Annotated in this window: 18 protein-coding genes; 3 read left to right on the top strand and 15 right to left on the bottom strand. The window is 38.2% G+C overall.

The window, feature by feature from the left end; genetic code table 11:
* Positions 1–24: 24 nt before the first annotated feature.
* The 14 genes from Q0192_RS01790 to Q0192_RS01725 all read right to left on the bottom strand — a co-directional run bounded on the left by Q0192_RS01790 (position 25) and on the right by Q0192_RS01725 (position 15,917).
* On the bottom strand, positions 25–1,137 hold the full coding sequence (locus Q0192_RS01790; RefSeq protein ID WP_299285181.1) for a glycosyltransferase family 1 protein: 1,113 nt from the start codon (positions 1,135–1,137) through the stop codon (positions 25–27).
* Between the two features lie 169 nt (positions 1,138–1,306).
* Entirely contained in the window at positions 1,307–1,966 is a 660-nt protein-coding gene (locus tag Q0192_RS01785; protein WP_299285178.1) for a class I SAM-dependent methyltransferase, read from the bottom strand.
* 185 nt (positions 1,967–2,151) lie between these two features.
* The gene (locus tag Q0192_RS01780) at positions 2,152–3,090 is read right to left on the bottom strand and encodes a nucleotide-diphospho-sugar transferase (RefSeq protein ID WP_299285175.1); all 939 of its coding nucleotides are present in this window, start codon (positions 3,088–3,090) and stop codon (positions 2,152–2,154) included.
* Between the two features lie 331 nt (positions 3,091–3,421).
* Complete coding sequence (locus Q0192_RS01775) at positions 3,422–4,288, bottom strand: glycosyltransferase family 8 protein (protein ID WP_299285172.1); 867 nt, start codon at positions 4,286–4,288, stop codon at positions 3,422–3,424.
* Positions 4,289–4,304: 16 nt separating this feature from the next.
* The gene (locus Q0192_RS01770; RefSeq protein WP_299285168.1) at positions 4,305–5,168 is read right to left on the bottom strand and encodes a glycosyltransferase; all 864 of its coding nucleotides are present in this window, start codon (positions 5,166–5,168) and stop codon (positions 4,305–4,307) included.
* A 3-nt stretch (positions 5,169–5,171) separates the two neighbouring features.
* Complete coding sequence (locus Q0192_RS01765; RefSeq protein ID WP_299285165.1) at positions 5,172–6,677, bottom strand: oligosaccharide flippase family protein; 1,506 nt, start codon at positions 6,675–6,677, stop codon at positions 5,172–5,174.
* Positions 6,678–6,717: 40 nt separating this feature from the next.
* Complete coding sequence (rfbH, locus tag Q0192_RS01760) at positions 6,718–8,001, bottom strand: lipopolysaccharide biosynthesis protein RfbH (protein ID WP_299285163.1); 1,284 nt, start codon at positions 7,999–8,001, stop codon at positions 6,718–6,720.
* Complete coding sequence (locus Q0192_RS01755) at positions 8,001–8,858, bottom strand: SDR family oxidoreductase (RefSeq protein ID WP_299285160.1); 858 nt, start codon at positions 8,856–8,858, stop codon at positions 8,001–8,003. The genes rfbH and Q0192_RS01755 overlap by 1 nt, the downstream gene beginning before the upstream one ends.
* Positions 8,858–9,391, bottom strand: coding sequence for a dTDP-4-dehydrorhamnose 3,5-epimerase (gene rfbC / locus Q0192_RS01750; RefSeq protein WP_299285157.1), 534 nt, complete (start codon positions 9,389–9,391; stop codon positions 8,858–8,860). The genes Q0192_RS01755 and rfbC overlap by 1 nt, the downstream gene beginning before the upstream one ends.
* A 5-nt stretch (positions 9,392–9,396) precedes the next feature.
* Positions 9,397–10,485 (bottom strand): CDP-glucose 4,6-dehydratase, encoded by a 1,089-nt coding sequence (gene rfbG / locus Q0192_RS01745; protein ID WP_299285154.1) that lies wholly within the window; start codon positions 10,483–10,485, stop codon positions 9,397–9,399.
* 1 nt (position 10,486) lies between these two features.
* Positions 10,487–11,260, bottom strand: coding sequence for a glucose-1-phosphate cytidylyltransferase (gene rfbF, locus Q0192_RS01740; protein ID WP_299285151.1), 774 nt, complete (start codon positions 11,258–11,260; stop codon positions 10,487–10,489).
* A 20-nt stretch (positions 11,261–11,280) separates the two neighbouring features.
* The gene (locus Q0192_RS01735) at positions 11,281–12,321 is read right to left on the bottom strand and encodes a ferredoxin--NADP reductase (protein ID WP_299285148.1); all 1,041 of its coding nucleotides are present in this window, start codon (positions 12,319–12,321) and stop codon (positions 11,281–11,283) included.
* A gap of 10 nt (positions 12,322–12,331) precedes the next feature.
* Entirely contained in the window at positions 12,332–13,396 is a 1,065-nt protein-coding gene (locus tag Q0192_RS01730) for a lipopolysaccharide biosynthesis protein (RefSeq protein ID WP_299285145.1), read from the bottom strand.
* A gap of 46 nt (positions 13,397–13,442) precedes the next feature.
* On the bottom strand, positions 13,443–15,917 hold the full coding sequence (locus tag Q0192_RS01725) for an SLBB domain-containing protein (RefSeq protein ID WP_299285142.1): 2,475 nt from the start codon (positions 15,915–15,917) through the stop codon (positions 13,443–13,445).
* Positions 15,918–16,576: 659 nt separating this feature from the next.
* On the opposite strand from Q0192_RS01725, the gene Q0192_RS01720 reads away from it, so the two are divergent.
* Positions 16,577–18,526, top strand: coding sequence for an alpha-1,4-glucan--maltose-1-phosphate maltosyltransferase (locus Q0192_RS01720; RefSeq protein ID WP_299285140.1), 1,950 nt, complete (start codon positions 16,577–16,579; stop codon positions 18,524–18,526).
* Between the two features lie 25 nt (positions 18,527–18,551).
* Entirely contained in the window at positions 18,552–21,887 is a 3,336-nt protein-coding gene (treS, locus tag Q0192_RS01715; protein ID WP_299285137.1) for a maltose alpha-D-glucosyltransferase, read from the top strand.
* A 120-nt stretch (positions 21,888–22,007) separates the two neighbouring features.
* Here the strand turns inward: treS and Q0192_RS01710 are convergent, their stop codons facing one another.
* Entirely contained in the window at positions 22,008–23,249 is a 1,242-nt protein-coding gene (locus Q0192_RS01710) for an ATP-binding protein (protein ID WP_299285134.1), read from the bottom strand.
* Between the two features lie 174 nt (positions 23,250–23,423).
* On the opposite strand from Q0192_RS01710, the gene Q0192_RS01705 reads away from it, so the two are divergent.
* A partial coding sequence (locus tag Q0192_RS01705) for a YncE family protein (RefSeq protein WP_299285131.1) occupies positions 23,424–24,432 on the top strand: 1,009 nt, incomplete at its 3' end.

The raw sequence follows: 24,432 nt of genomic DNA, 5'->3' as shown, positions 1-24,432 counted from the left end.
ATTCTAAACTGTCAAAGATAAAGTTTAAATAGAATCATTTATTACAGATTGATATATCTGTAAAGTTTTCTTACAAGTAATATCCCACGAAAAATGCTTTAACCTACTTTTACCCTTTACTATTAAAGAGTTCCTTAATACCCGGTCTGTAATTATCGTGTTTAAAGCTTTTTGAATAGAATTTCCATCTTCTGGATCAAAGTATAGTGCAGCTTCTCCACCCACCTCCGGTAGCGAACCTCTATTACTTAATAAGCATGGACAACCGCAGGCAAATGCTTCTAAAACAGGTATCCCAAAACCTTCATACGCACTTGGAAAGATAAAAGCGTAGGCATTGCCGTATAAAGAAGCAGCTTTGATATCAGTAACAAGCTCCTGTTTAACGTGGTTTTTTAATCCTAATTTATTAATATGTGCAGTTTCAGCATCAGTAAACTTACCGCCACCAGCACAAATAAACAACAAGTTAAAGCTTTTTAAGGTGGATGCTATAGCTTCAATACAAAAGTTAAAGTTTTTCCAAGCCACCCTATTCCCTACATATAATATATACTTCTGTTGGGTATTATTTACATAAATTATATCCTTAACTTGTATAGAGTTGCCTAAACCTATAACTTTTATTTTATCAGCATTTATTTGATAAATATCTATGAGGTCCTTTTTAGTGGTTTCAGAAACCGAAATAATTGTTTGTGCTTTTTTTAAGACCTCTTTTTTAAAAACTATCGTTTTATAATCTTTGGCCAAAAATTCATACTTGTTAGAAAACTTTTCATGGATCATATCATGGAAAGTAACAACGTAAGGTTTATTTTTTAGATATTTTAAAAAATAAGGGTCATAATAGGTGGGATGAAATATATCGTACTTGTTTTCTTTGATGTATTTAATAGAAGCCCTCTTATTCAGATATCTTTTAATACGCGTTCTACCTCGAAACTTAGAACCAAGAAAAAATGGAGAAGCGTTAAAATAATCCTTATCTAAAGTATAAACATTTTCTGAAAACCTGATAGAGTTTGTTACTGCATGATTTAGTTTGGTTATCCCCCTCGTTAATTCATAAAAGTATCTTGGAACGCCTCCAAAGTTTAAAAAATCAAAGGCTTGACAATCGTATAAAATTTTCATAAAATATAAAGCCTGTTTAAAATTTACTTATTAAGTTTCTATGCTTCTTTTATCACCTAAAAATTAATGTCCAATTGGTTTTTGGTTTGTTTATGTTGAAGTAAACACCAATTTTATAGGGGTAAAAGAAGTATTGGGTATTTTCTTGTTTAAATTTGAACAGGCCCCCTTAGACCTTACTTAAATTGTAATCCTTCATTAATAAGGATTCATTTTTAGAAGCAAAATAATCTAAAAGTTTGGCGCTTAAATATGTTGTAGATAGCTTGAATTTGATTGGACTAATTTTATTTTTAGTAAATAAATGTAGGTTAACACCGTTAGTGTAAAAATTTAGATTGAATTTTTCTCCTAACAAGCGTAAAGATTTAACAGTATAGAACGCAATATGCTGCCCTGTTTCAGGCATTATATACCACCAATCTTCAGGGGATTTTAAATCAGGTTTTTGTATTTCAGTTGAAAAAAATATATTGGTGCTCCATTTTAACATTTCTTTAAGTTCTTCCACAGGGTTAACCAAGTGTTCAAATAATTCAAAAGCTGTTAAAAGTTCGTAATCAGGAGATGCAGGGGAAACTTTATCAAAATCTTTAGCAAACAGGTTTTCGCAATAAGTATCATACCGATAATACTCGTAGCCTTTGTCTCTCATTATCCTTGTTAATAATCCATATCCACCGCCAAAATCTATAAATCTACCTTTTTTGTTAAATATAAATGATATTAAGCAAGATACTATCGGGGCGAAAGAAAGATTACGGTGTACCAATCCGATATCCTGTTTTGTTATAGCACTACTATAAGCCTCGTCCAGCCAATGTGGCATATCGGTTTGGATAAAACCACAATTAACACATCTATAATATGTTTCATTATACTTCTTTAAAATTAGGCCATTAAAACATTCCTGTATTTCACTATTACAAATTTTGCAACTCTTCATATGACATTTTAATAAACTAACTTATAATTATTTATAACAATATATTTTAGTTTGTAATAACAACCTAATTATTTAAGCTTAATTAACTTTACAACTATTTTTTTAAGATGATACTTTAGGTAATATTTCCCCCTCTGAATTGGAGATGGAATATATTTCTTTACTTGTTTAATATCACTAATTACATTAGGAATAATAAAATCAGGATGCACCATTTGATCATATTTTTCAAAAAGCAAGTTTGAGAGAACATTTTCTGCATCATGTGTATGGGTAGCATCTTTATTAAAACCAATATTTGAAATCATGTTGTAATTAGGCTGGATGCACAAACCATTATTTATCATATTACAAAACACATATTGATAGTCCCATGTATCCAAACCACTTTGCTTGATTAATTTAAACTGTTTATAAAAATGGTTTGCAACCAATTTATCCGGAATAATATTATTAAACAAAGACAAACTTGTAACTTTGTCAAAAAGGGTTAAATTCACGTCATAATCTTTCCATACCCGCCTCCAGGAAGCCCAACCCCATATACTGGTTAACTTTGAAAAATAATAGGTATCACTACTTATCTTTCCAGCATTCAAGTTACTGCCACTAATATGCCGTATTCTTGTATCATCTCTATATTTGTCAAGCAAAATATCACAATATTCAAAAAATTGTTGACTTGGCAAACAATCATCTTCTAAAATTATGCCTTCAACTTCATTTTCAAAAAACCATGTTATATTGTTACTAACTGCAATTTTGCAACCATAATTTATATTATGAAATAACGTTTTTACATCACAATCCCAATCTATTTCATTTACAATAGCTTGTGTTTTTTGGCACAATTCAATATCTGTTGCTTTGTTTTTACGAGGGCCGTCTGCAGCTATATATAACTTTGATGGCTTAACCTCTTTAATTCTATCAAATACCCTTCTTGTTTCTTCCGGCCTATTAAATATTAAAAACAACACTGGAGATTTACATATATAATTTACCATTTCAATAACATCAACTATATTTATAAAAAAACATATCAAACTTTTCGTTTTTAATTTTTACAAATATATCTTTAACAATTTACTGCCAATCAAAAGCCAAAAGAAATATTAACATTTTAAGGGCCTGTTTAAATTTTATTCAATTTATTTTCCATGCTTCTTTTACCACCAAAAAATCATTGGCACATATTGTACTTTTTGTATCAATGCAACATTTAAAACAAAATTTACAGGCATAAAAGAAGCATTATAATTATTAACCCTAAGCTTGTCAAAAGATATGACAGAATTTAAAAAGGACCTTAATTGATTACCATACTATAACTAATAATTACTGCTTGTTTTTAACATTAAATATTTTTTTTATTTTACCAACTATCCTTTTTTTATAAGTATAAAAAAATGGATTGTAGAATTTATAAGGCGTAATTTTTAAATATTTAAAATACAAGTAACGATAAGGGTGATTGTTGTTATAATCCCAAGGTTTAAAAGACCCAGTATAATGAATTACAACTGGCAAATTCGGCATCTTCTCTTGAAGTGCAAATGCATTATAAACAAAGGGAAGCGGCGACCATTTATCGTAAAAAAACATATTTAATACATCCTGGTCCCACCATAATAATTCCTGCTTAAATTCTTCAGCTATTTGAATTAAATGCTGTGGGGCTTTTTCATTTCTCCATGCTTTTAAATTTATATACATTACACCTGCATTAAAATACTTCATTGTTTCAAAACCCAAACTATTAAGTCTTTTTACATTAACAATATCATCATCCTTTACAGCAAACAATGAATTGGAGTTGCAACTATTGTCAAAATTTATTTGTGAAAAATATCTAAGCGGCCCTGTTACAACAATATCAGAGTCAATAAACAAACCGTAATTTACATCATTTGGGATAATTTCTGTAAGTAATAGTCTGAAGTAAGTGGCTTTAGAAACATGGTCTGTTATTTTAAATTCTTCAAATAACTTAGGGTTTAATGAATATAATTCTAAAGTTACACCATATCTTTTTTTTATGAAATTACTTGCTCTGTTTAAAATTGATATTTTTTTAAGATCATGAATTACAAATACCCTTATTGATAAATCTTTATTGTTTTCTAAAATAGACGTTAGTGTTACTGTAAAATGTTGTATGTAATTTTCATCAATCGTAAAAAAAATGTTCAACTGATTTTCCATCAAGTAAAGCTATTAGTCAAATATATAGTATCTTTTTTAAAATTATTTTAAAGATCCTGTAAATGCTATAATCTGAATAGTACATTGCTTTCTGAAGAAATTCTATATATTTATAATCCTTCATAAATGCATCGTTAGGGAAGCTTTGAATAAGTTTCGCCTTCATTTTTCTACGTTCGGTAAATAACAGTGACGACACTTTACTCGTAGTACTTAATTGATGTGACCTAAATAAAATCAGTTTATCTTTTATATAATAAACATCGTAAAATAGCGTTAACCTGAGCCAAAAGTCCCAGTCAAGTATGTAAACAAAGCTTGGGTCGAAATATCCAATTTTATCAATCACAGAACGTCTAATCATTGCAGAAGGCAACCCTATTAAATTATGTATTTTATACAACAGCCGATGATATTTCTTTCCCTTAAACAATTTGTCGGCTTTATGAACATCCGACCAATGTTTCCAAGCCAATTGCGCCCAATGGGTTTCTGATATTACTTCGTCATCAGAACCAATAATTTTAATATCTGAATGAACTACACCCACTGTAGGAAAACTGTCAAGTACCGCTACTTTCTTTCTGATACATCCTTGCAACATGATGTCATCATCACTAAAAATATGGATATATTCACCTTTACAAAGTTTTAATGCTATATTGTGGTTGTTTGTGATACCAACATTTTCATCGTTTCGTTGGTAAACTATTCTATCATCATGAAAAGATTTTATAACTTCTTCTGTATTATCTGTTGAAGAATTATCTGTTACAATAATTTCATAATCCGTATAATCTTGTAAAAAAATACTTTCAATAGCTTTTTTTAAATAAGCTGCCCTGTTAAAAGTTGGGATAATTATGGAAACTTTAGGCATTGGTTATTTATTTCTATTCATAAAGTTTAACACACTTCTTTTGTTAATATAAAACACAGGCAAAAGAAATAAAATTGTTATACCTGCTGCTGATAAAAACAATATTATCCATTGATTAATAGCTTTAAAAAAATCATTAAACTCATAATAAAACAAAACTCCAAAAAATGAACAGCCAATAACAGGTTTCAAAATATAATAAAAGTACTGCTTCCAATCGAAATCCATATTTTTAAAAGCAATATAGGGTACAAACCAGCCAGATGTTAAAATGCCTGCTATAATTGTGGCAACCACTATTCCAGTAATGCCATATAAACGGCCAAGTATAATAGATAGTGCTAAGTTGGCAGCCGCTTCTATCAAAGACATTATTGAAAACCCTTTGGTAAACCCGGCCCCGTTTAAACATACTGCTGTAACATGTATAATAGAATGATGAATAAGAAACATGTAAGATACAACTGCTATAAATGTAATCCCTGCATAATATTGCCCACCTACCCATAGTTTAATAAAAGGAAAAGCTATAATTATAATTATCCAAAAACCTGCCGTTGCAAGCGATAATGATAACTGCATTATATTATTGTGGATATCTCTAAATGGCTTTTTAGAACCAGCACCAGATAACTCAATCATTGCCGGCAATGCATTATCCGTTATTTTCCATATCAGTTGTGAAACAATTTCCGGAATTTTAGAGGTTATAGAATAAATAGTTACAGCCGATAAGGATATAATTGATCCAATCATGATGCGATCGGTTTGAAAAATTATCTGAACAGCTATCCCGTTTAAAAAAATAAAAAAACCAAAAGAAAACATTTCTTTTAGTAATGAATAGTCAAAATCTTTTATTGAAATAGATATACTACGATAATATTTTTTAAAAAAATAAACATTAATTATCCCGCTTATTATTAAAACAATTATTTGAGCATAAACAAAGCTCCACAAATTGTATCCCAAGTATATAAATAGAACAATTAATATTGTATTTAAAATACCGGTAGCGAATATTATACTATTAGACAGCACTTGCCTCTGATGGGCAAAAAAAACTCCGGTTACAGCTTTAACTAAAAATTGCAAACCTACAATTACACTTATAATGGAAATGATGTGAGTTACCTGATGTTCAAAATTATTAGTGATCTTAAAAGCCATTGATGCAAAAGGAGCCAAACCTATACCTATTACAGAAACTATTACTCCTAAAAAAGCGTATATTATAAAAGAAGTAGATATAATCTTTCTGCTATTAGATATGGCTTCCTCACTTTCTCCGCGGGCAGTAGCCAGATACCTCACCATTCCGGAGGTTAGACCAAAATCAAAAATTCCAAGATAACCTACAATTTGAAAAATGATAATGGATAAACCATACACTTGTGCATTAAGATGATGAATAATAAATGGTGTTGAAAATAAATTTAACAACAAGTTTATTACCATAAAGACTTGGGAAGAAATTATTCCTTTTAAAGCAGAGTTAGCACGGCTCATAAATCACTTAAATTTGATACTTAGTTTTAAGTACCAAACTTTATCCATTAATGTAATCCCTTATTGTATCCGTAATATAATCATAATGATTATCGTTCAACCCGGGCCATACCCCCAACCAAAATGACTGGTTCATGATGATATCTGTGTTTTTTAAACCTCCGCTTACCCTGTGATGTACATTTGTATAGGCTGGCTGGCGCAATAAGTTTCCGGCAAATAACAACCTTGTCCCTATTTTATGTTGTTCCAAATGTTGAACTAACATGTGCCGGTCTGCGGCATCTCCTTCTCGCAACGTCATCAAAAACCCAAACCAGGATGGGTCGCTCTCAGGTGTTGGTTCTGGCAGGACAAAAACCTCCTCAAACTCTTTCATACGCTCGTATAATGCTTTATAATTCTGTCGGCGCTTCTCTACAAAACGGTCTATCTTTTTAAATTGTGATACCCCGATTGCGGCTTGCATATCAGTTACTTTTAAATTAAACCCAACATGCGAATAGGTATATTTATGGTCATACCCGTAAGGCAACGATCCTAACTGTTGAGAAAACCGGCAGCCGCATGTATTGTCTCGTCCAGGTTCACAATAGCAGTCCCGGCCCCAATCCCGAAAGCTTTCGGCAATTTTGGCCAATTCAGGATTGTTAATTAATACGGCACCACCTTCGCCCATGGTTATGTGGTGTGCAGGATAAAATGAGAAAGTTGAAATATCACCAAATGTCCCGGTTTTTTTGCCTCTGTAAGTTGCTCCCAAGGAATCACAGTCATCTTCTACAACCCATAAGTTATATTTTTTTGCCACACGCATCACTTCATCCAGATTAAATGGGTTTCCTAAAGAATGCGCGATCATGATGGCTTTGGTTTTAGAGGAAACAGCTTGTTCGATCAGATCTGCCTGTACATTATGCGTAGCAATATCTACATCTACAAAAACCGGAACAGCGCCAAATTGCACAATTGGATTAACCGTGGTTGGAAAACCTGCTGCAACGGTAATCACTTCATCTCCAGGCTTAATTGCACGGTCGCCCAATTTAGGTGATGTTAAAGAATAAAAGGCAACCAGATTGGCTGACGAGCCGGAATTAACCAATAGTGTTTTTACCGCCTTAAAATAGGAAGTAAAATTACTTTCAAACTGATTAGCAAACCTTCCTGCGGTTAACCATCCATCTGCTACGGCTTCCATACCTAACAGCAAATCATCTTCTTCGATTATCTTTCCGGTTACAGGTATATAATCTTTGCCCGGTTCCGAAATTTTTGTTGTTTTTAGCTCAAAGCCCTGAGCGTTTATAGTTTGACTGATCATTATTGCTTTTTTAAGTAATCATCTACATTTGAAAAAATAAAATCAGGATATTCTGAAGCAAACTTTGCCGCTATTAAACCGCCACGAAGAGGGCGAAGGGCAGCCTGGTTTAGTGATGCTGTTTTTACCGGTATAATTTTGATCTTATTGGCATAATAAGCATTTATGCGTTGCAATAATTGTACGCGCGATAAATAATCTGTACTTGCCAAATGATAGATACCTGTTCTATTATCTTGTACTAAAAGGTAAATTGCTTTTGCCACATCTGCTGCGTTTACCGGTGTTGCAAGCTGATCAACCGGTGCTTTAATCTCAACAAATTCTTTTTGCTTTACAGAATCTAATATTCTGGCAATAAAATTTTTGTTTCGAATTTCATTCCCATAAACATTGGTAATACGCAAAATTAAATGATCAGGATATGTTAAAACTAATTTTTCTGCTTCCAATTTATGTTTGCCATAAACATTTAATGGTTCAACTTTATCTGTTTCTATATAAGGCCCATTTTCGCCATTAAACACATAGTCTGTAGATAGATATACAAATTTTGAATTGTTATTTTTTGCCAGTAAAAGAAGCATTTGTGTAGATGCAACAGTTAGCTGGTAACTTAAATCCTGCTCTGTTTCGCATTGATCTACATTGGTTAATGCGCCGGTATGGATAATTACATCCCAGTTTTCTTTGCTTATTTCAATCGGTACTTCTTTTAGCGGGTCAAAATAAACAGAATGATCGGTTGAATAACTTAGGTGGGTTCCCAAGTTGATTCCGTCTTTATTGTTCTTCCCAAAAACCTGGTACAAGTTACTGCCCACCAATCCGGATGCACCAATAATCAACACTTTCATTAAACTGCAATTAACTTTTTGAAATCTTCAAATGACTGGTCTCTTTCAGAAATAATTGGGTTTTCAACATTCCATTCAAAACCGAACGAATCCCATTTGATGCCATCTTCTGAGGCTTTGTTTTGCGCGGTTGTAGTATGGTATTCTACCAAACTATTGTCTTCTAAACTTAAAAAACCATGTGCAAAACCTTTTCCAATATAAATGGCGTTTCTTTTTTCTGCACTCAATTCAACCGAAAAAAATTCGCCATAAGTAGGAGATGATTTTCGAATATCCAATACTACATCCAAAGTCTTACCGGTTACCGCATAAACTAATTTAGCATGGTCGTGCGGCGGATTTTGAAAATGCATACCTCTGATCACATTTTTGTGGGATACTGAAAAGTAGTTTTCTACAAATAAGTAATCTAACCCATGAGATTGAAATACATCGTCGTGAATGGTTTTTACAAATTCGCCTCGTGTATCCCGGTGGATATGATATTCTAACAAAAACAGATCGCTAAATGGTGTGCCGAATATTTTCATGTATTTTACCTATAAGCCCATTCGGCTTTACTTTTAGCTTTTGTAACGTAATTTTGAATTTGTTGCACCCTGTTTTCTAAAATTGATTTTGAATGGTCATTTTCTGCCTGATAACCTTCTACTGTAAATTTCACGGTTTCATCAAATGAAAGTACAGGCTTCCAACCTAACCTGTTTACAGCTTTTGATATATCCAACTTCAAAAAATGAGCTTCGTGGGGCTTGTTTGTATTTTCCGGAATGGTATAACCGCCCGTATGATCAATTTGCAATATTTTTTCTATCAAATCCTGAACTGAATAATTTGCAGAATCTTCCGGTCCGAAATTCCATCCGCCAACAAACGGTTTACCTTTTAAAAATAAGGCTGCGCCCAAATTTAAATAACCGCTTAATGGCTCTAAAACATGCTGCCAGGGGCGAGTTGCGCTTGGGTTACGGATTGTTAATTTCTCTCCGGCCTTTACTGCCCGGAAATAATCGGGCACGATACGGTCGGCAGCCCAATCCCCGCCACCGATTACATTGCCGGCACGGGCAGAAGCCACGCAGCAACTTTCACCATTAAAAAAAGAGTTTATGTAGGATGAAGTAATTAATTCGGCGCAACCTTTTGAAGCACTGTAAGGATCTTTCCCGCCCATTGGGTCATTTTCGCGATAGCCCCAAACCCATTCTTTGTTATCATAACATTTATCACTGGTAATGTTTACTGCTGCTTTTACAGATGGTGTTTGGCGTACGGCTTCAAAAAAGTTTACTGTACCCATCAGGTTTGTTTCAAAGGTTTCGACCGGGTTTTGATATGATAATAAAACTAAAGGCTGAGCGGCAAGATGAAAAGCAATATCTGGTTGTACATGCTTAAAATAATCTTTTAATTTTTTTGCATCACGAACATCACCTACCATATGGTCAACTTCTTTAGCCAAGTTGCAGGTTACAAAATTATCTGCATCAGATGATGGAGCCAAGGCATAACCATAAACTTCAGCTCCCAATTCTTTTAACCAAATTGCCAGCCACGATCCTTTAAAACCGGTATGGCCTGTAATCAACACTTTTTTCCCGTGGTAACAATTCCAAAAACCCATATTACCAAATTTTCCATTTCGCCCTGTTCTGAGACCACTCTTCTTCCAGCTCGTGCTTATCCCGAAGTGTGTCCATCGGCTTCCAAAACTTGTCGTGTTTAAAAGCCATCATCTGCCCTTCTTCTGCAATCTTTTCCATTGGTTCGCGTTCCCAAATCGTGCTGTCGCCATCTTTAATATAGTTAAATATTTCGGGTTCACAAACAAAAAAACCACCGTTAATCCAGGCACCATCACCTTTTGGTTTTTCCATAAATGATTTTACCTGATTAGCTGCATCCATATTGATGGCACCAAACCTGCCTGATGGCTGTACGGCAGTAACAGTACAATACTTTCCGTTGGCTTGATGGAATTTTAACAATTCGGTAATGTTGACATCAGAAACGCCATCGCCATACGTCAGCATAAAAGGTTTGTTTTCGGTATGTTGCTGGATCCTTTTGATCCGGCCACCTGTCATGGATTCGTTTCCGGTATCTACCAAAGTTATTTTCCAAGGTTCTGCCTGAGAATCGTGCACTTCCATCGAATTTTTTGCCAGATCAATGGTAACATCCGATTGATGCAGAAAATAATTGGCGAAGTATTCTTTCACCACGTAGCCTTTGTAGCCCAGGCAGATGACAAAATCATTAAAACCATGGGCAGAATACATTTTCATGATGTGCCAAAGTATCGGCATACCACCAATTTCGACCATTGGTTTTGGCTTTAAAACCGTTTCTTCGGATAACCTGGTACCTAAACCACCAGCAAGCAACACAACTTTCATGTAGTAAAATCTATATATTTTTACGCAACAGCAACTTCTACGTTGTCCACCAAAGGAAAACTACAACATAAAAGACATTCATCGGTAATTAATCCTTCGGGCCTGGTTGCAAGGCCTATCATTTTAACCTCACCTTTTAAAAGTACGGCCTTGCAAAGCAAACAACTTCCGGTTTGGCAGGAGTACGATAAATCGAGCATTGCATCCAGCCCGGCTTCTAAAATACTTTTGCCTTTAACTACTTCAACCAAAGATTTTACACCAGCTTTAATCACCGTTACCATCCTGGTACTGATATTTTCAAACTCGACCGGGTCTCTTACAATCTCAAAATCTTCCGTCAGGATGCTTTGATCGTTGACACCTAAACCCAGCAATGCTGTTTTTACCGACTCTTTTAATCCGGTTGGGCCGCAGATATAATGCAACATTTGGTTTAAATCTCCTTCTGCCTGCATTACCGAAAGTACTTTTGCCGGATCAATTCGTCCTTCAATAATAGTTGGATTAACCTCGCTGATAGCAAGCTTAGTATGAAAATCCCAGGAAGTAAAATTTGGATATACTGTTTTTAGTGCCATAATTTTATCCTTAAAAATCACACTTTCCAAACTGCGGTTGCCATAAACCAGCGTAACTTGCTTGCCTGTATTTTTAGACAATGCTTCTTTTAGGATAGAAAAAAGTGGCGTTATCCCGCTTCCTGCCCCCCATAGTACAATATGCGTAGCTGTTGTTATTGAATCAGGATTTAGGACGAAACTTCCCATCGGTTCCATTACTTCCACCAGATCACCTGTTTTTAACCGGTCGGCAATATGGTTTGAAACAATGCCTCCCGGAACCTGCTTTACCGTAACCTCCAAATCCTGATCAAAACCTGGTGCAGAGGAAAACGAATAAGGCCGGATATACCTGCGGCCATTGATGTGAAAGATCAGGGTTAGGTATTGGCCAGCTTGGTATTTTATTTTTTTTAACCCCGGCTGTTTAAATACTACGGTTAGTGTATCCGCTGTTTCTTTACGTAACCCTATAACTTTAAGTGTATAATGTTTCATATTATACCTGTTAATTAAGGATTGCGGTAAAAATTTTACGAACAGAAAGGATTAAGGTGATTAAAAAAACGCCTAAAAACCCACCCACTAAAATCCCTTTTAATTTGCCTAAACTACTTACAAACAGAGGCAATACAGGCCTGTCGATCACTTGGATTAAAGGTGTTTCCTGGCGTAATGAAATTTTAGAAACTTCTAAATTTCTCACAATCTCTCCATAAATAGCAGAGTTAGCCTGTACATCAACTTGTCGTCGTTGAGAAGGCACACGTAAGGTAAGCAAAGCAGGGTTGGCATTGGGTGCGGCATCAATAGCGGAAGCTACACCACCGATAGATGAATTCAAAACCCGTTTTACACTATCGGCTTGTTTTTGCAGGATCATTACATTTTGCGAACTTTTTTTTGTTTTGGTTTCGGTATAAAAGTTGTTTACCGTTTCTACCAATTTGTTGTTAAACTCTTTAGAAAAAAGCTCATCATCGGTAGCAATATCTACTTTTAAAATGTTCAGTTTTTTATCAATCTTATCAACGCCCAAAATTTTAGTCCTTAAAAGTCCAACCAAATCCGAAATGATACTGTCCTGCTTCCGGTTAAATTTGTCAGGATCACCATAAAAACTGATGGAAGAAATATGGTCTTTCTCTTTCCATTTGTCGCGCAGCTTATTAAAATTGATGTAACGGTCAATCAGCAACTGCTTTTTCCCTTCAATCACAACTGGACTAAGCAATGTTTTTTCCAACATCACCCGGGACCGGTACAATTCAATAATATTGTCGCCTTGAAATATCCCGCCAGCCCCTCCGCCAATATCTATCCCTGCCAACGATGCTAAACCGGCATATTGGCCTAAACCTCCGCCTTTACTATCTTCTAAAACAAACGTGCTGGTTGCGATATAAAGCGGTTTTCGGTAGAAGGAATATGCCAAACCCAACAACCCGCCCATAATACCACATATCGTAATCAAAACCCATTTGCTTTTTAAATAAGCAATTGCAGACTTTACTTTTAAAACGAGTTCTTTTAAAGATATTTCTTCAGAATCAGAAATGCTATTTTTTTCCATTTAGTATCTTCTAAACCATCCTTTACTACTTTCGCAAACCGACAATCTATTTGGTAACACTTATTATCCCTAAAATAATAGCGCCTAATGAAGCTAAACCTGTGGTCAGCCCTAAAACTGTTTGAATGGCGTTAACCGGGTTTTTAGGTTTGTTAGGCACAAAAATTTCGCTCCCCGGCCTTATACTGGGGTGATTGTTAAAGAAAAGGATTTTCTTCGTCCCTTTTACCGTTCCGTTTGGATAAACCACATAAGCAGCGCTTTTTAAGGCATTGGACGAAAAACCACCTGCATTATAGACATAAGACTTAAACGATTTTGATTTGCTGTAAACCACGGCACTCGGATAAAGCACTTCGCCGTTTACACGTACAACCTGCTGTTCTTTTGGCACCCGTAAAACATCGCCATCTTCCAGTATTAAATCAGTCTTTGTACCTGGTTTTTCTATTATTTTCCGCAGGTCAATACCTACATAATTATTGCGGGGCTGCAAATTATTGGTATTCGTTGTATCGCCCCTGTTGGTCCTTCTTAAACGGCTCACTTGCTCATTCCTTTCCAATCTTAAAGCCGTGGTATCGGTTTTATTTTTATCAACACCTAAAATAGCAATGTTGCTTCTTTTTAAGGAACCGCCTTGTACATCGGCCGAGACAGTTAAACCACCGGCACGCCTAACCAAATCAGAGATTTTTTCGTCTTTGGTTTGAATGGTGTAGGATCCCGGATACAGCACCTCGCCTTCTACCCTTACGGTCCTTTGTTTTTCAAACCCCGGGAGGCTGTACACCGAAACTATATCAAAAGGCTGCAGCACAAAATCAACACCGGCAAGCTTAAGCTGGCTATCCACATTAACACTAAAAACCTGCGCAACTTTACTGTTTTTTGATTCCGGGTCAGCGTTGTACACCCTTCGGGCCACTTCAATGCGTTTCGGGCTGGCCCCTTCTGCAAAACCACCGGCATATAAAATCAGGTCTTCCAATTTCATGTTTTGTGCGTAATCAATTGTGCCCGGCTTTCTTACCGACCCATTGATCGTAACCTGATATTTATTGCGCAGATCAAAAATAGAAGAAATAAAAACCACGTCTTCCCTTTGCAGTGGGATGGTTACTGCTTTGTTTAGCACATCTTTTACGCTGAAAGAAATCAACTCCGTACTGTTATCGGGTTTTAGCCTGGTAATCGTACCACGTTCTGTAAAAGCATCTTCCCGCAAACCGGCTGCTTTTTCAAGCAATTGACCCAAATTTAACCCGTTTTGCAGTTCGTATTCGCCCGGGCGAAACACAGCACCGTTAATAGTAACGCGGTTTACAAAACGGTTAAGCACAGATTCTATGTAATAAATATCGCCGCGCAAAGGCATATAATTTGAATAATCGGCTTCTACCAAGTCTGTCAATTTACGCTGCTGGCCGCTTATTTGAGAAATTTTTATCCTGGATACGTAAGCGCTATCGGTAAAACCTCCGGCAAAATTTAAAACAGTTTGAAAGCTTTCGCCTGGCAAAACTTCAAACAAGGCCGGAATTTTAACCTGTCCAAGCAATTCTACCCGGGTGCGGTAAGTAGGCACGCGGATCACGTCCTGGTCGCGTAAAGCAATGTTGTCTTTCTGGTTGCCCTTTACCAAAAAATCATACATATCCAATATCCTGATGATCCGGTTGTTTCTGATCACTTCAATCTGCCTGAAACTACCCGTTTCGCTTGGGCCGCCTGCCGCATACAGGGCATTAAAAACAGTGGCCAGCGAAGGCAAAGTGTAAGTGCCAGGCCTTTCCAACTGCCCAATCATGATTACTTTAATGCTGCGGATATTGCCCAAACTCACCTGCACATTTGTACCATGACCAATAGCATAATTATTTGCTGCCAGTTTAGCTTTAATCATTGCTGTAGCCGTTTCAATCGTCTTACCGGCCACATTTAAAATACCAATGCCGGGAATATTAATATTGCCTTCGGGAGAAACATCCAACCGCCAGTTTACCAACGAATTACCGTAAACGTTGATATTAAGCTGGTCATCAGGCCCGATGATATAATTTATCGGGGTCGCCAGTTTAAGGTTAGGCTCAAAAGAATTGTTTTTACCTTTAAAAAGGTCGGCGCCAAATATTTTAGGCTTTAAATCTGCAAAAAGGTCAACCCGGTTTGTGGTATCTAAAGCCTCTGGCTTGTAGTTTAAATTTCTTTTGCCGGCAAGGATCGTATCCGACAAACTGTTGCCCGCCGTACTGCTTTTTCGGATTTGGATAATCCTGGCCTGCAGTTTTTGAAGCTGCCCGTTTGCCAATCCCCTGGCCTGCGCCTGCTGCAACAACTCGGTATCGCTAATACCCTGATTTTGCGCCTGCTGCAACAGTTGTTTAATCTGCTGATCGGTAAGGTTATCTACATTAATGGTAGAAATGTTATCCAGGTTGGTTTGTGCCGATGCTGTTTTTACCGCACAAAAACTGATAAAAACAGAAAGTAAAAAAACAAGAAAAGTAGCTTTGTTCATACATTTAAACGATTAGAGCATGGGTTGCACCACTCCAATACAGAATACAAATTTTTTCAAAAGTAAATTAAATTATCATTTTTTGGAAAATTAAAACAACAGGTTAATTTTAAATTAAAGAAACAGAAACACCATTTATGCTTTGATCAGAAACTGTTGATGCTTCTTTTACCCATAAAAATTTGGTGAAAAAGTTTTGCATAAAAAATTGTCTTAATGGTGCCATTTACCTTAAAAATATCCTAATTAGAAATTAATCTACCTTAACCTGCTTCTTTTACGGCAACTGATAAAAAAAGTTAATCATTTGTTAAATATATTTTTAATTATACTGGTTAGCTGTTGTTTACCTCGCGGTTTTCGGTTTTCTGTTATAAACCATTTTTCTAAAACAGCTTTGGATTGGTTGTTTTTTTCGCCCAAAACGTTTCCCCGGCCATTTTTTTGGCCGCCGGTTAAACTTTTTAAACTTACCAATAGTTAGAGTTTAAATTTATATTTGGGCCTTTGATAAGTACAGGGCCAACAACAATGCTTCTTTTAGCACATAAAAATTGGTATTCGGTTTGGTGTTTACAAAAGCCGGATACTTCACTGATTTTTGCACGATAAAAGAAGCACCAATCAAATTAAATCTTAAAAACCAACAACATATATCAATGATCCATCCAGGCGGCAGACAAAGGGTTATCATCACCAACGTATTTCCAAAAGTTGAAGAAGGAAAATTTCCGGCAAGGGTTGTGCTGGATGAAATTGTTACTTTATCGGCAGCTATTTTTGGCGACGGGCATGACGAGATTGCCGCAAGCATTTTTATCAAACCTACATCCGAGGCGTTGTGGAAAGAGCTTCCGATGAAATTGATCAACAACGACCATTGGGAAACGGAATTTAAAGTAGAACAACTGGGTTTTTACGAATTTCAGGTAAAAGCATGGGAAGACCATTACACCACCTGGAAAAAAGGCCTGCAAAAGAAGTACGAGGCCGGCCAGGATATTTTGGTCGAACTGCAAATCGGTGTTCAATTATTGGAGCAGGCGGCAGCCGGAAACGAAACCAACAAAGCAGAACTTTTGGCCTGGGCAGATGAGTTAAAACAGGCAGAAAGCCCGGCACAAAGTGTGGTTTTGGCTTTAAGTGAGGAAGTTGCAAAGGCAATGTACCAGTTTCGGCACGAAGATTTGATTACCGTTTATCCAACCGTTTATAAAATTGAGGTAGAACGGAAAAAAGCAGCTTACAGCACTTGGTACGAACTTTTTCCGCGTTCGGCTGCTGCGGAAGCAGGCAAACACGGGACTTTTCGGGATGTCATCCAACTGCTGCCGCGCGTGCAAAAAATGGGATTTGATGTGCTTTACTTTCCTCCGATTCATCCAATTGGCGAAAAAAATCGAAAAGGCAAAAACAATTCGTTAACGGCTGGTCCGGAAGATCCCGGATCACCTTGGGCAATCGGCAACCGAAAAGGCGGCCACAAAGCCATCCATCCGCAACTGGGAACGGTACGCGATTTTAGGACACTCATAAAAGAGGCCGGTAAAAGAAGCATCGAAATTGCGATGGACATTGCTTACCAGTGTGCACCAGACCATCCTTATGTAAAACAACACCCGCAGTGGTTTAAGTGGCGGCCAGACGGAACGGTGCAATACGCCGAAAACCCGCCTAAAAAATACGAGGACATTTTGCCTTTTAATTTTGAAACCGACGACTGGCAAAACCTGTGGCAGGAACTGAAAAGCGTAATTGATTTTTGGGTTGATGAAGGGATCCGTATTTTTAGGATTGACAACCCGCACACCAAAGCTTTTCATTTTTGGGAATGGATGATCGGCGAAGTGCGCAAACAACATCCCGAGGTTATTTTCCTGGCCGAAGCCTTTACCCGTCCGCGCGTGATGGAACGGTTGGCGAAGATCGGTTTCAACCAATCTTACACCTATTTTACCTGGCGCAATACCAAGCAGGAAATTGAGGAATACATAACGGAGCTGACCAAAACAGACATGCGCTATTATTTCCGCCCCAACTTCTGGCCCAACACGCCTGATATTTTGCCTCCTGCTTTAATCCAGGGCGGAGAAAATGCACATATCATGCGCGTGATTTTGGCTGGAACCTTATCTTCCAACTACGGTTTGTACGGCCCGGTTTACGAGTTTGGCATTAACGAACCGCATGGCGCAAAAGAAGAATACATTGACAATGAAAAATACGAGACCAAGCATTGGGACTGGGAAAGAAACACACGCATCGGCGAAATTATCACGCGGTTAAACCATATCCGCAGAAATAACACCGCACTGCAAAGCACCTGGAACATTGAATTTGCCGAGACCACCAACGACCAGATTATCTGTTACACAAAGTTTGATTTGCAAACCAATAATTTGTTAATTATTGCCATAAACCTAGATGTACACAATACGCAAAGTGCCAGGGTAAAACTGCCTTTATCAAAAATAGGTTTAGATTACGACAAGCCTTTTCAGGTGCAGGATTTATTGAGCGGCGACAATTACACCTGGCAGGGCGAATGGAACTTTGTACAACTAAACCCTTATTTAATGCCTGCCCACCTATTCCTTGTCCAACAATAATTTTTATACAATATACAACCAAAATATGTCCGAAGAAAGAACAGTATTAGACGATAAATTGCATTGGTATAAAGATGCCGTAATTTACGAACTGCATATCAAAGCTTTTAACGATGGCAACTGCGATGGCATCGGTGATTTTAAAGGGCTGATGGAAAAGCTGGATTACCTGCAAGACCTCGGCATTACGGCCATCTGGATGCTCCCTTTTTATCCTTCGCCGCTGAAAGATGACGGCTATGATATTGCTGATTATTACAACATCAACCCTTCTTACGGCGATATCAAAGAGTTTAAACAACTGCTAAAAGAAGCCCATAAAAGAGGCTTAAAAATAATAACCGAGCTGGTGATCAACCATACTTCCGATCAGCATCCCTGGTTCCAAAAGGCACGGAAAGCGCCAAAAGGATCAGATAAAAGAAATTATTATGTGTGGACGGATGACCCAAAACAGTTTAAGGATGCCCGTATCATTTTTCAGGATTTTGAAGCTTCCAACTGGACTTGGGACCCGGTAGCGCAGCAGTATTATTGGCACCGCTTTTTCCATCACCAGCCTGATTTGAATTATGATAGTCCATTGGTGCAGGAAGAAGTTTTTCGGATTATGGATTACTGGTGTAAAATGGGCGTAGATGGTTTCCGTTTGGATGCCGTTCCTTACCTTTTTGAGCGCGATGGCACCAATTGCGAGAACCTGCCAGAAACCCACGCATTCCTAAAAAAGCTTCGGAAATATGTGGACGAACGTTATCCCGGAACACTTCTTTTAGCAGAGGCAAATATGTGGCCCGAAGATTCGGCGGCATATTTTGGCGATGGTGATGAATGCCAGATGAACTACCACTTCCCGGTAATGCCGCGCATGTTTATGGCTTTACAAATGGAAGACCGCTATCCAATCACGGACATTTTTGATCAAACTCCGGCAATCCCTGATACTTGCCAATGGGCAATTTTTCTTCGAAATCACGATGAACTGACGTTGGAAATGGTTACCGATGAGGAACGCGATTACATGTACCGCGTTTATGTAAAAGACCCGAAAGCACGGATTAATCTCGGTATCCGGCATCGTTTGGCACCTTTGTTGGAAAATAACCGGAACAAAATCCAGCTTTTAAACAGCTTGTTGTTCACGCTACCTGGTACGCCTGTTATTTATTATGGTGATGAAATTGGCATGGGCGATAACTTTTATCTGGGCGACCGCGATGGCGTTCGGACACCGATGCAATGGACTTCTGACCGTAACTCCGGTTTCTCAAAAGCCAACCCGCAAAAGTTGTACTTGCCGCTAATCTTAGATCCGCAGTTTCATTACGAATCGGTGAACGTGGAAATCCAATCCAGAAATACTTCGTCATTATTAGGGTGGATGAAACGGGTCATCAGCACGCGGAAAAAATACAAAGCGTTCGGCCGCGGCGATATGAAGTTTGTTACTGCCGAAAATGCCAAAATCCTATCTTTCACCCGTAGTTACGGCGAGCAGGTGATGCTGGTGGTGGCCAATCTTTCCCGGTTTACCCAACCGGCAGAAATCAATTTGGATGCTTACAAAGGTTATGTTCCAGTAGAAATATTAAGCCGTAATCGTTTCCCATTAGTGCGCGAAGACCAGCCTTATTTCTTCACGCTCGGCCCTTACGCCTGCCAGATTTTTGAACTCGAAAAAGCACAGGTAGAAACAGCACAGGAAACTGTAGTGCATCGTTTAGCCATGCAAAAATGGAAAGACCTGGCCGAGCGGGAAACCATTGAACAATTAGAGAAACAGATTTTGCCCGATTACCTGATGCGTTTGCGCTGGTTTGGCGGCAAAGCGCGTGGCATGGAAAACATCCGTATTGTGGATCATGCGCATGTGCCGTTGCAAGAAGGCAGCGCGTATTTTCTGTTAATGGAAGTTTCTTACCGCGAAGGCTTGCCGGATATGTACCAGTTGCCTGTTGCTTTTGGCACCGGGCCGCTTGCACAGAAATTGCAGGACAACTGCCCGCAGTCTATCATCACGTTATTAAAAGTTGGTGAAGAAGAAGGCGTACTGTATGATGCCATTTACGGCATTGATTTGCAACAAGCCATCATTACCAATATGGGAAACCACCACGTTGTGCCGCAAAACAACGGTGAGATTGTGTTTTCCGGGAACAAAGGCTTAAAACAGCATATCGAAGAACAGCCGCAAACCAAGCCAAAAGTGCTTTCGGCCGAGCAAAGCAATACCTCGATCACTTATGATGGCAAGTATTATTTAAAAATTTACCGCAAGGTAGACCGCGCCATCAACCCCGATGTAGAGATTACGCAATTTCTCACCAACCATGCTCATTTTAAACACATACCAGAGTTTATCGGTGCTATTGAATGGAAGTTCGGACACGAAACCATGGTGCTGGGCATGATGCAGGAAATGGTAAAAAGCCACAGCGACGGCTGGGAATACATGCTGGACAGGCTGGATCATTTTAACGAGAAGTTGTTGTCGAACGCTGATCTTTCACAGATTTCACAGGAACTGAAAGGAAGTTTGATTGAGCCGGTTGCTTTTGAAGAAGTACCGGAAAATATACAGGAACTGCTGGAAGGCACGGTTGCCGAACACGTAAACACGCTTGGCATCCGCACCGGGGAAATGCACCTGGCTTTGGCTTCGGGAGAAGATTTACCAGCATTCAAATCCGAAGAGTATTCTTTACATTACCAACGTTCGCTGTTTGCCGGGCTGCAATCTTTGGTGCGCGTGGCATTTTCCAGCCTCAGCAAAAACATCAAAAAACTGCCCGAAAGCGTACGGCTTGAAGCGGAAGAAGTGCTGGGCATGAAGGAAGAAATCCTAAATGTGTTGAAAAAAGTTTACAGTCGGAAAATTGATGTCAGCAAAATCAGGATCCATGGCGATTACCATTTGGGCCAGGTTTTGTTTACCGGCAAAGATTTCCTGATCTTGGATTTTGAAGGCGAACCAGCCCGAAGCTACAGCGAAAGAAGGTTAAAATATTCTGCTATGCGCGATGTTGCCGGTATGGTCCGTTCTTTCCATTATGCCGCTTATGGCAGTTTATTTTTGGACAACCAGATCCGCCAAGAAGACATCAGCAAACTGCTACCTTTTGTAGAGCAATGGTACCATTACATCAGCGGTTTTTTTATGAAAGCTTATCTCAAAACCGTTGGCAATGCTTCTTTTATCCCCAAAGATTTGGAAGGGCTGGAAGTTTTACTGCAAACTTTCCTGTTGCAAAAAGCCATTTACGAGCTGAACTACGAGCTGAACAACCGCCCAACTTGGGTTATCGTTCCGCTGCGTAGTATCAAATCTATCATCAAAAACAGCAGGCTTGAAAAGGTTTAACCATTAAAACATGCTCATGCTTCTTTTATCGGCATAAAATCAGTATCAACGCAACCGTTGCTTTCAACAGAAAACAACAATTTTATGCCGATAAAAGAAGCATGGTTTTTTTAAAAATTTTTATTGAGCAGTAATCAGTGCCGTTTTTAAACCTTGCGGCAGGTTGATTTCAAACGACGTCCCTTCCCCTTCAACCGAAGTGATATTGATTGTTCCGTTTAGTTTATCAACCAAATGTTTTACCAAAGCCAAACCAAAACCAAAACCTTTTTCGCCAACCGTGCCTTTGGTGGTCGTGGCCGTTCCGTTTACAATTACAGCAATTGCTTCGGGGCTTAAACCAACGCCCGAATCTTTAACGATGATGTTTAACATTGCTTCGGAAGAATGGCCGATGATAGCCATGTTTACCGTTACAAAACCGTTTCGGGGCGTAAACTTTATGGCGTTAGAAATCAAATTCCCAACAATTTGCAGCAGTTTATCTTTTGAAAATGCCTTTGTTTCATTTCCGGCAGCTATGTTTACAGCAAAATGGATGTCTTTGTTTTTTGCCTGCGGCGAATAAAGTTTCAGTAGTTTCTCTTTAAAAACCAGCAAGTTGAACGGCTGATGGGAAAATTCTATGGTTTCTGAATTTAAAATCTCGTCGGCCAGTTCCAGCAGTGCAGTTCCGCTTTGGTGGATGAGGCCAACCATTTCGAGTATTTGTTCTATGGTATTGCTTTTTTCCTGATCGTTAATGATTTGCGCCAAACCGATAATCCCGCCAATTGGGCCGCGAATGTCGTGCAATACTTTTTTCCTTAAAGAAGTAGCCTCATGCAACTGGTCCTGAAGCGATTGAATTACACTTAATGCTTTTAGCCTTTGCACAATCTCGGCAGCAATAAGTGTTAACATTTCTATTTTTTCTGATGTAATCTCCTTTTCTAAACTGATGCTTTTTGCATCCATATCCAAAACGCATAGGGAACCAATCCGATGCCCGCTTTCTGTTTTTATCGGAACACCTAAATAATAGCGCAAATTAGGGGCATCGGTTACATATAATTTATCTTTAAATCGTTCATCTTCTGTTAGATCCTTTACTTCAAAAACATAATCGTTTAAGATTGTGTATTGGCAAATCGAATCTTCGCGTGGCATCTGGCCGGTTTCTAACCCGTGGTTAGTAATTGTCCATACTGTATAAGAATCGATTAGGTTAATCAGGGAAACAGGCGTACCTGCTATTTTTGCTGTTAATCTGGCCAGATCCTTAAAGTGGCTTTCAAGTTCAGAATAATCTAAATTAAACTCAGAAAGGTTAACAGTCCTTTCCATTTCGTTTAGAGGAACGGGCGGATTTATTTCCAGCATAATAAAATAAGTTTGGTCGGTATTACGGGAAGTGTTAAGCTTGGTTACATTTAACAATTCTATGCAAGGTATTAAATTTTAAATGATTTATGGTTTGCGTTAACTTAAACTTTACAAAACCTTAATTTTAGTTTTGTTATTTTACGGCAACAAAAACACTCATATTTTATACGGATGGTTTCTTTTAAACATGCTTCTTTTATCATACTTTTTTTGGTGTTGTCGGTGCAGTTGCAGGCACAAATCCCCGGCAAAATCCAATCAACACAGCAAGTGCTGCTGCCCAACGGCTGGAAATTAAGCCCGGCCGGACGTGCATTGCCTTTGGGCGATTTGCCGCTGAACATGCAATTATCCGCATCCGGAAAACTACTGGCCGTAACCAACAACGGGCAAAGCACGCAATCCATCCAATTGATTGACCCAAATACCGAAAAACTGCTTGATCAGAAAACAATCAAAAAATCGTGGTACGGTTTGGCCTTCAGCAAAGATGAAAAGAAACTGTACGCTTCCGGCGGAAATGACAATTGGATTCTTTGCTACCCGATCAGCAACAACAAACTGGGCAACGCCGATACCATCATTTTGGGAAAACAGTGGCCGAAAGATAAAATTTGCCCGACCGGAATAACTGTTAATAAAACCGGCGACCGCTTGTATTCGGTAACCAAGGAAGACAGTACGTTGTATATCATCAACCCGGCTTCGCATAGCATCATCAACAAAATAAAATTGGCGGCCGAGGCTTACAGTTGTGTTTTATCGCCGGATGAAAAAACGCTGTACGTTTCTTTGTGGGGAAGCGACAAGGTTGCTGTTTTTGATGCGGTAAAAGAAGCATTGGCCGCAACCATCAACACCGAAAGCCACCCGAACGAATTGCTGCTGAATAAAAAAGGGAGCATTTTATACGTAGCCAATGCCAACGATAATTCGGTTTCGGTGATCAACACCAAAACCAATAAAGTGATAGAAACTTTGGCTACAGCTTTGTTCCCGACTAAACTGACCGGTTCTACCACCAACGGTTTGGCTTTATCTGCCAACGAAAAAACCTTGTACATTGCCAACGCCGATAACAATTGCCTGGCTGTTTTTGATGTTACCAAACCCGGCAGCAGCCAAAGTTTAGGTTTTATCCCGGTGGGCTGGTATCCAACAAACGTTAAAACTTTGGGCG

Origin of the sequence: uncultured Mucilaginibacter sp., assembly GCF_937859865.1 — a bacterium.
Lineage (GTDB): Bacteria > Bacteroidota > Bacteroidia > Sphingobacteriales > Sphingobacteriaceae > Mucilaginibacter_A.
Note: the sequence above shows the minus strand (reverse complement) of the source record. Positions and strands in the feature narration are given on the sequence as shown.